The 8,153-nt window shown below is 72.6% G+C and carries 10 protein-coding genes; 4 read left to right on the top strand and 6 right to left on the bottom strand.

What is annotated here, in order from left to right; translation table 11 throughout:
- Positions 1 to 12: 12 nt before the first annotated feature.
- The 3 genes from FAF44_RS36245 to FAF44_RS36255 form a co-directional block, all read right to left on the bottom strand.
- Positions 13 to 201: a PspC domain-containing protein gene (locus FAF44_RS36245; RefSeq protein WP_237107858.1), complete on the bottom strand. Its 189-nt coding sequence runs from the start codon at positions 199 to 201 to the stop codon at positions 13 to 15.
- A gap of 65 nt (positions 202 to 266) precedes the next feature.
- Complete coding sequence (locus tag FAF44_RS36250) at positions 267 to 779, bottom strand: HAD domain-containing protein (protein ID WP_237107859.1); 513 nt, start codon at positions 777 to 779, stop codon at positions 267 to 269.
- A complete protein-coding gene (locus FAF44_RS36255) occupies positions 776 to 1,693 on the bottom strand; it encodes an AraC family transcriptional regulator (protein WP_237107860.1) in 918 nt (305 codons plus the stop codon). Before FAF44_RS36255 ends, FAF44_RS36250 begins: the two co-directional genes overlap by 4 nt.
- Before the next feature lie 74 nt (positions 1,694 to 1,767).
- On the opposite strand from FAF44_RS36255, the gene FAF44_RS36260 reads away from it, so the two are divergent.
- Entirely contained in the window at positions 1,768 to 2,580 is an 813-nt protein-coding gene (locus FAF44_RS36260) for an NAD(P)H-binding protein (RefSeq protein WP_237107861.1), read from the top strand.
- A gap of 22 nt (positions 2,581 to 2,602) precedes the next feature.
- On the opposite strand, the gene FAF44_RS36265 is transcribed toward FAF44_RS36260, so the two are convergent.
- Positions 2,603 to 3,715: a C45 family peptidase gene (locus FAF44_RS36265; RefSeq protein ID WP_237107862.1), complete on the bottom strand. Its 1,113-nt coding sequence runs from the start codon at positions 3,713 to 3,715 to the stop codon at positions 2,603 to 2,605.
- Positions 3,716 to 3,871: 156 nt separating this feature from the next.
- Here FAF44_RS36265 and FAF44_RS36270 point away from each other — a divergent pair, with 156 nt between their 5' ends.
- Positions 3,872 to 4,702: an undecaprenyl-diphosphate phosphatase gene (locus FAF44_RS36270; RefSeq protein WP_237107863.1), complete on the top strand. Its 831-nt coding sequence runs from the start codon at positions 3,872 to 3,874 to the stop codon at positions 4,700 to 4,702.
- A gap of 15 nt (positions 4,703 to 4,717) precedes the next feature.
- On the opposite strand, the gene FAF44_RS36275 is transcribed toward FAF44_RS36270, so the two are convergent.
- Together FAF44_RS36275 and FAF44_RS36280 are read right to left on the bottom strand one after the other, a co-directional pair.
- Positions 4,718 to 5,119 carry a hypothetical protein gene (locus FAF44_RS36275; RefSeq protein ID WP_237107864.1) on the bottom strand — a complete coding sequence of 134 codons (402 nt, stop codon included), beginning with the start codon at positions 5,117 to 5,119 and terminating at the stop codon, positions 4,718 to 4,720.
- A gap of 64 nt (positions 5,120 to 5,183) precedes the next feature.
- A complete protein-coding gene (locus tag FAF44_RS36280; protein ID WP_237107865.1) occupies positions 5,184 to 6,323 on the bottom strand; it encodes an MFS transporter in 1,140 nt (379 codons plus the stop codon).
- An 86-nt stretch (positions 6,324 to 6,409) separates the two neighbouring features.
- Between FAF44_RS36280 and FAF44_RS36285 the strand changes: the two genes are divergently transcribed.
- On the top strand, positions 6,410 to 6,748 hold the full coding sequence (locus tag FAF44_RS36285) for a helix-turn-helix transcriptional regulator (protein ID WP_237107866.1): 339 nt from the start codon (positions 6,410 to 6,412) through the stop codon (positions 6,746 to 6,748).
- Positions 6,735 to 8,153, top strand: a 1,419-nt coding sequence (locus FAF44_RS36290) for a helicase-related protein (protein ID WP_272895473.1), incomplete at its 3' end; no start/stop codon positions are given. The genes FAF44_RS36285 and FAF44_RS36290, both read left to right, overlap by 14 nt.

Raw genomic sequence — 8,153 nt, forward strand, 5'->3', positions numbered from 1 at the left:
GGTGCTCCTGCCTCAGTCGCGGTAGCCCTTCGGGGCCTCCGGGATGAGGATCCACATGACGACGTAGACCACCCACAGCGGCCCCGGGATGAGCGACAGCAGCAGCCAGAGGATCCGGACGAGGGTGGGCGGCAGGCCCATCTTGTCGGCGAGACCGCCGCAGACGCCTGCGATGATCCTGTGCTCACGAGAGCGGTACATGCTGTTCCTCCGTGTGGTTTTCGCGACCTATCTGGGCAACGGACGGCCTGGCTGTAAGACTCCCGTCAGGAACCCTGAGAAAACCCTGTAAGGGTCAGCCACTCATGAGCCATTCCCAGATGTCGGCTGGTCAGTCCGCGAATGGGGTCCACGTGGATGAGCAGGAAGTCCGCCAGACCCTGATCCACCCTGAGGTACTCCTCGTCCTCGGCCCACACCTGGTCGTCGAACCAGACGAACGGCCGCCGCCCCGCGTACGCCGCGACGTGCGGCGTCTTGAACATCTCCCCGTGCCCGCTCGGCGTCGCCCCGGCGGGGTCCATCGTGATGACGGGCAGCGCGGGCAGGCCGATGCGCGGCGCGATCCAGTCGTTGGCGTGGTGCTCCCAGGTGGTGGCCCAAACCAGCTCGGAGCCGGTGGCCAGGGCGAGTTCGAGCAGGCGGCGGCCGTGGCGGGGATTGAGGTGGACGGTGTAGACCTCGCCGTCGATCGTGCACCGGTAGCGCCGGAAGTCGGGCGTGGGATGGCCCATGGGGTTGAGCACGCCGTCCACGTCGATCAGCAGCAGGGGCTTCACCCGACCGCCGCCCGGTGCTCCTGGGGGCTGATGCCGCGGACCCGTTTGAAGGCCGCGCTGAGCGCGAACGGGCTGCCGTAGCCGACCTTCCTGGCCACCGAGCCGATCGTGGCGTCGGGCTCGCGCAGCAGGTCGGCGGCCAGGGCCAGCCGCCAGTCGGTGAGGAAGGCCATCGGCGGCTCGCCGACCAACTCGGTGAAGCGCCTGGCCAGCGCCGCCCTGGAGACGCCGACCTCGGCCGCGAGCGTGGCGACCGTCCACGGGTGGGCCGGGTTGTTGTGCAGCATGCGCATGGCCTTGCCGACCACCGGGTCACTCATCGCGCGGTACCAGGCGGGCGCCTCGCCGGCGGCGAAGTGCGCCCGCAGCACGGCGATGAGCAGCAGGTCCAGCATGCGGTCGAGGACCGCCTCCTGGCCCGGCTCGTCCTTGACGACCTCCGCGCCGAGCAGCGCGATGAGCGGGCCGCCGGGCTGCACGATCAGCGTGGGCAGCGCGTCGAGCAGCCGCCGGCTGACCTCGCCCTCCAGGTTGTACGTGCCGGTGAGCAGCACGGTGCCGCCGTCGGCGCTGTTGCCCCACGTGCGGATGCCGAGGTCCATCGACTCGTAGAGCGACTCGCCGTCGAGCGTGGCGCAGCGCTGGCCCGGATGGATGACTACCTGCGGCTCGGTGCCGGGGTCGTCGGCCACCACGTACGGCTCCGGCCCCCGGGCGACGGCCACCTGACCGGGCTCCAGGCGTATCGGCTCGCCGCCGTCGAACATGATCCACGACTCGCCCCGCACCTGCGCGATCACCGACAGCGGGGCCTCGTCCTGGACGCGCAGCGACCACGGCGGATCGAGGAGCGAGCGGAGCAGGAAGGCGCCGTGGGCTCTCGGGCCGTCGAGAAGCGCCGCGAGCTGGTCCATAGCTAGACGATCGCATATGGGATTGCGCTTCTCAACCATGGATCGTCTTATCGGTATGAGGGCTTACTGGATGCATGACGATTCTGGTGCTCGGCGGCACCGGCAAGACCGGCCGCCGCATTGCCGACCGGCTCACCGCGCTCGGCCTGCCCGTACGTGCCGGCTCCCGCTCCGCCGACCCCGCCTTCGACTGGCAGGATCGCGGCACCTGGGAGGCCGCCCTCGACGGCGTCACGTCCGTCTACCTCTCCTACTACCCCGACCTGGCCTTCCCCGGCGCGTACGACGACATCAAGGCGTTCACGGAACTCGCCGTGCGCGGCGGGGTCCGCAAGCTGGTCCTGCTGTCCGGCCGGGGGGAGCCGGAGGCGGAGGCGAGCGAGCGTACCGTCCAGGAGTCGGGAGCGGAGTGGACGGTCGTGCGCTGCTCCTGGTTCATGCAGAACTTCACCGAGCACTTCCTGCTCGGCCCCGTGCTCGACGGCGTCATCGCGCTGCCCGCCGCCGACGTGCCCGAGCCGTTCGTGGACGTGGACGACATCGCGGACGTCGCCGTGGCCGCCCTCACCGAGGACGGCCATGCGGGCAGGCTGTACGAGCTGACCGGGCCGCGCCTGCTGACCTTCGCCGACGTGGCCGCGGAGCTGTCGGAGGCGACGGGCCGGCCGATCTCGTTCGTCCGGGTGACGCCGGAGGAGTACGTGGGCGCGGCCGTCGCCGAGGGCCTGCCGGAGGAGGAGGCCCTGGGCCTGGCCGCGCTGTTCACCGAGATCCTCGACGGCCGCAACGCCCGTGTGGCGGACGGGGTGCGGCAGGCGCTCGGCCGCCCGGCGCGCGACTTCGCCGACTTCGCCCGCGCCAACGCCCCTATCTGGAAGCCCCGCTGACCTGCCGCCCCGGCCGGGGCGGTCACGTGTCGTACAGGTTCCAGGGCAGGAGCTGGTACTCGCGGTCGCAGGGCGTGCCGGCCGCGAGCAGGTAGTCGCCCGTGGTCAGGTCGACGCAGCTCGACAGCAGCGTCGCCCACCGCTCGACGGCCGGCCGCGCCGGGTCGGGATGGGTACACAGCGACCCGGGATAACCGAGATGGTCGGACATGGCGTGCTTGATCCGCTTGCGCGCCTCGTCGGTGCCGGACGACTCCCGCACCGCGCGCAGCCTGTCCTCGGCCCTCGGCACCCGGAACAGCGAGTCGGCCGGGCCGGGCCGGTACCCGGCGGCGAGCTGCGGCGGCACGAACGCCTGGTAGTGGTTGCCGTGCACGAGCAGCCCGTCGGTCGGGTACATCCACCCGACCGGCCCCGGCGTGGTCTCCAGGTCGATCGCGAACCCGTCCCGGTGGGTGACCAGCGCGTTGCTGGCGATGTGCGCCTTCGACCGGGTCAGCGCCTCCAGCGCCGCGCCGAGGTCGCCGCTGTCGAGCACCCTGCGCCTGATCAGCGTCTGCGGCACGCCGACCGAGTCGTCGAAGCGCCCGCCGAGCCCGTTGGCGTTGAGCGCGATGCCCGCCGAGTTGGCCCCCTGCCGCCCGACCTGGCCCGCCTCCACGTGCATGATCACCGTCGGGCGTCCCGGCTGGACCACCCTGAGCACCATCAGCGTGTCCGACACACCGTCGCGCCAGTCCCAGTTCTGGCCCGCGTACACGTGCCCGTCGCCCGACGCCTCGCCGGTGAGCGCGAACGACGTGCACCCGTCGGGTGCCATGGCGCTGAACGTGGTGTCGTACAGGATCTCGCCCCTGGCGTTGAGCGCCAGCACGTCGAGGAAGCCGACGCCGGCGCCCTCGGCGACGCCCTCCATCTCCTCGACCAGTTCGGGGGCGAAGGCCCGGCTCGGCTCGGCCCAGCGGGCCGCGCGCCGGACGACCTGATCCCAGGTCAGGCCGCTGGAGTGGCCGAACGCCTCGGCGTAGTAGGCGAGCGCGCGGGCGACGGGTTCGCGCGCCTGCTCGCCGTACTGACGGCCGCGCTCGCGTGGGGTGCCGGAGATCTCGATGAGGGGAAGTGACACGGAGCTCATGACAAGCGTCTATCACCTCCGTGTTTGAACGTGCCGGCTCGCCCCGCTGACCATGCGATGAACGCCGGCCGGGAGGTGTCCGGTCGGCACTTGCCCGGCCCCCGATTCCGCTAACCTCACCCTCATCACTCCCGCTCGTGCACGAAAGGTGTAGTCGTGATCGGCTGGCTAGAAGCGGTGGTTCTGGGGTTGATCCAGGGGCTGACGGAGTTCCTGCCGGTCTCCTCCAGCGCCCACATCCGGGTGGTCTCCGCTTTCGCCGGCTGGCAGGACCCGGGGGCCGCGTTCACGGCCGTCATCCAGATCGGCACCGAGCTGGCCGTGCTGATCTACTTCCGCAAGGAGCTGTGGGAGATCGTCTCGACGTGGGTGCGCTCCCTGTTCGTCAAGGAGCTGCGCCGCCACTGGGCGGCCCGCATGGGCTGGTACATCATCATCGGCACGCTGCCCATCGGCGTGCTCGGCCTGGTGCTGAAGGACCAGATCGAGGGCGTCTTCCGTGACCTGCGCCTGGTGGGCACGACGCTGATCGTCTTCGCGCTCATCCTGTGGTTCGCCGACCGCACCGCCCGCAACAAGCTGACGCTGGAGAAGCACCTCAGCTTCACGCACGCCCTCATCTACGGCTTCGCCCAGGCGCTGGCCCTGATCCCCGGCGTGTCCCGCTCCGGTGGCACGACGACGGCCGGCCTGCTGCTCGACTACCGCCGCGAGGACGCCGCGAAGTACTCCTTCCTGCTCGCCATGCCGGCCGTCTTCGCCTCGGGGCTGCTGGAGCTGTTCGAGATCGGTGAGGGCCAGGCCCCCGACTGGGGGCCCACGATCGTGGCCACGGTGATCTCGTTCATCGTCGGGTACGCGGCGGTGGCCTGGTTCCTGCGCTACATCAGCACCCACCGCTTCACGCCCTTCGTGATCTACCGGGTCGTCCTCGGCCTGTTCGTCATCCTCGCGGTCACCGCGGGCTGGCTGCCCGCTCAGGGCTGAGCGGACGAGCCCCCGTCAGCGGCGCCGCGGGTAGCGGCTGCACCAGGCGAAGACGACCGCGAAGAGGGCCCAGGCGGTGACGTACGCGAGCGGGTGCGCCCATCCGTCGCCGATGAGGTCGGTCAGGGCCGCGCGGCCCTCGGAGTAGATCGCGAGCCCCGCCACCGCGCCGGGGATCGCCCCCCACCACCGCCGCCACCACAGCTCGTGCACGGCGATCTCGAACAGGACGAGCGCGATCGGCCCGAACAGCAGGAACCTCAGGTTCAGCACGGAGGGCGCCAGCGCGGCGAACACCATGACGCCCACCGCCGCCGCCACCGTCAGCAGGACGACGGGGGCGAACGGGGCGGGCTCGTCGAGCGGATCGCCGTCCGGCGGCGCGGGCTCGTCGCGTGGGTCAGGTTCGTCCGGCACATCCGTCATTCTGGCCAACGGTCCGGCGCGGCGAAGCCCTTCCACCGCAACGGCCCGGCGGGCGTCACCCGGCCGGCACGCCCACCTTGGCCGGGGCCCGGTAGGTGAGCAGCGTGAACGCCAGCGCCAGCACGCCGAGCGCGACGGACACCACGACCACCCCCGTCCTGCCGTACGCCTCCAGCGCCGCGCCGCCGGCCAGCCCCGCCACGAACAGCCCGAAGTACTGCGCCGACGACAGCAGCCCCAGCCCGATCGGCACGTTGCCGGGCACCGCCGTGACGGTCCTGAACTGCTGCGCGGGCGCGATCAGCCACCCGGTCGCGCCCCATAGGAAGCCCCAGGCCAGCGCGACGGGCATGGCCAGGTTCGCGACGGGGATCAGGGCCAGGAACGCCACGGACGAGCCCAGGCCGACGAGGATCATCCGGCGCGGCCCGTACGCGTCGGTGAGCCGCCCGCCGAGCAGGTTGCCGACGACGCCGCCGAGACCCCAGGCCCACAGCAGCGCGGGCAGCGGCAGGTCGAACAGCGATCCGATGTAGGTGTACGCGCTGAACCCGGCCGAGAACACCAGCAACTGCGTCACCATGACCGCCAGCACCCCCCGGTCGCGCAGCGGCTCGAACCGGTCACGCAGCCGGCCCGACACCGGGATCCGCACCTCGGGCACCAGCGCGGCCACTCCCACCAGCCCGACCAGTCCGAGCCCCACGACCATCCACAGGGTGGCCCGCCAGCCGGCCGTCCCGCCCAGCCAGGTGCCCAGCGGCACCCCGATGGCCGACGACACGCTCAGCCCGCCCATGACCAGCGCGAGTGCCCGGCCCCGCCGCTCGGGTGCGGTCAGCGCGTTCGCCACGGCGGAGGAGGTGGGGGTGAACATCGCCGCCCCCGCCGCCGCGACCACCCGCGTCAGCATGACCAGCTCGTACGTCGGCGCCACGGCCGTCAGGACGCTGCCCGCCACGAACACCGACAGGGCCAGTAACAGCAGCGTCCGGCGCGACATCCGGGCGGTCAGCGCGGCCAGCAGCGGCGACAGGACGGCGTACGCCAGCGCGAACACGGTCATGAGCTGCCCTGCCGCGGGCCGGGAGACCCCCAGGTCGGCGGAGATGGGTGGCAGCAGGCCGGCCGTCACGAACATGCCCGTGCCGATCGCGAAATTTCCGGCGGCCATCGGATAGAGCCGCGAGTTCATGGAGCCTCCAGCAAAAGTTGGACGCCCATCAAATTGTCCTATAGTTGGATTGTTGTCAAACAATAAGACGGAGATAGGGTTTCACCATGCGCCTGCTCCCGCACCCGTCGGTGGAGAACATCCAGCTCACGGAGGTCCTCAGGGCGCTCAGCGATCCCGTACGCCTGGAGATCGTCCTCCGCCTCGCCGCCGCCGGGGAGATGACGTGCACAGTCGCGGGCGACGCTCTCGGCGTGCACAAGTCCACCGCCTCGCACCACTACCGCATGCTGCGCGAGTCCGGCGTGGTACTCACCAAGCAGGAGGGCCGGCTGAAGTACATGAGCCTGCGCCACGACGACCTCCAGGCCCGCTTCCCCGGGCTGCTCGACGCGGTGCTCGCCGCCGCGCTGCGCATCCCCGCCGAGGCCCATGACCGGGTCTGACGGGCTGCCCATCAGGGGCGTCCTGCCCGACCTGCTCGCGGCGCTCGACCGGCACGGCAGCGCGGTGCTCACCGCCCCGCCCGGCACCGGCAAGACCACCGTGGTGCCGCTCGCCCTGGCCGAGGCGGGCCTGCGGGTGGTGGTCGCCGAGCCACGCCGCCTGGCCGTACGCGCGGCGGCCCGCCGCATGAACGCCGGCTACACGATCAGGGGCGAGCGGCACACGGGCGCCAACCGCATGGTCGAGGTCGTCACCACCGGCGTGCTGCTCCAACGCCTCCAGCGCGACCAGGAGCTGCCCGGGGTCGACGTGGTCATGCTCGACGAGTGCCACGAGCGCCACCTCGACGCGGACACGGCGCTGGCGTTCCTGCTCGACGTACGCGAGACGCTCCGCCCCGACCTGCGCCTGCTGGCCACCTCCGCGACCGCCGACGCCCAGCCCTGGGCCGACCTGCTCGGCGGCCCCGTCGTCGCGGCCACCGGCGTCGCGCACCCGGTGGAGACCGTCTGGGCCCCGCCGCCGCGACCGCTCGCCCCGCCGCACGGCCTGCGCGTCGATCCCGCGCTGCTGTCGCACGTCGCCTCGGTCGTCCGCCGGGCGCTCGCGGAGCGCGACGGCGACGTGCTGTGCTTCCTGCCCGGCGTGGGCGAGATCGCCAAGGTGGCGGGCCTGCTGGCGGGCGAGGCGGAGCACGTGCTCCAGGTGCACGGCCAGGCTCCGCCGCACGTCCAGGACGCCGTGCTGGCTCCCGGCCCGGCGCGCCGGGTGGTGCTGGCCACATCGGTGGCCGAGTCGAGCCTGACCGTGCCCGGCGTGCGGGTGGTGGTGGACTCGGGGCTGGCCCGCGAACCCCGTACGGACCACGCCCGCGGCCTCGGCTCCCTCACCACGGTCCGGGTGTCCAAGGCGTCGGCCACCCAGCGTGCCGGCCGGGCCGGCCGCGAGGCTCCCGGGACGGTCTACCGCTGCTGGCCGGCCGCCGACCACGAGCGCCTCGCCGACCACGCGCGCCCGGAGATCGCGCTCGCCGACCTGACCGCGTTCGCGCTCCAGGCGGCCTGCTGGGGCGCGCCGGACGCCGCCGGCCTGGCCCTCCTCGACCCGCCGCCGCCCGCCGCGCTGTCGGCGGCCACCCGCGCGCTGGAGGCGCTCGGCGCCCTCACCATCCGGCCCGGACGGGTGGAGGTGACCGGGCACGGGCGGCGGATGGCGCTGGCCGGCGTGCATCCGCGTCTGGCCAGGGCCCTGCTCGACCTCGGCCCCGAGGCGGCGGAGGTGGTGGCGCTGCTGTCGGAGCAGCTCCCCCGCGACGCCTCCGACGACCTGGCCGAGGTCTGGCGCGCGGCCCGCCGCGGCGGCACCGGCTTCGCCGCCCGCTGGCGCCAGGAGACCGCCCGCCTG

Source organism: Nonomuraea sp. MG754425, assembly GCF_021699195.1.
Lineage (GTDB): Bacteria > Actinomycetota > Actinomycetes > Streptosporangiales > Streptosporangiaceae > Nonomuraea.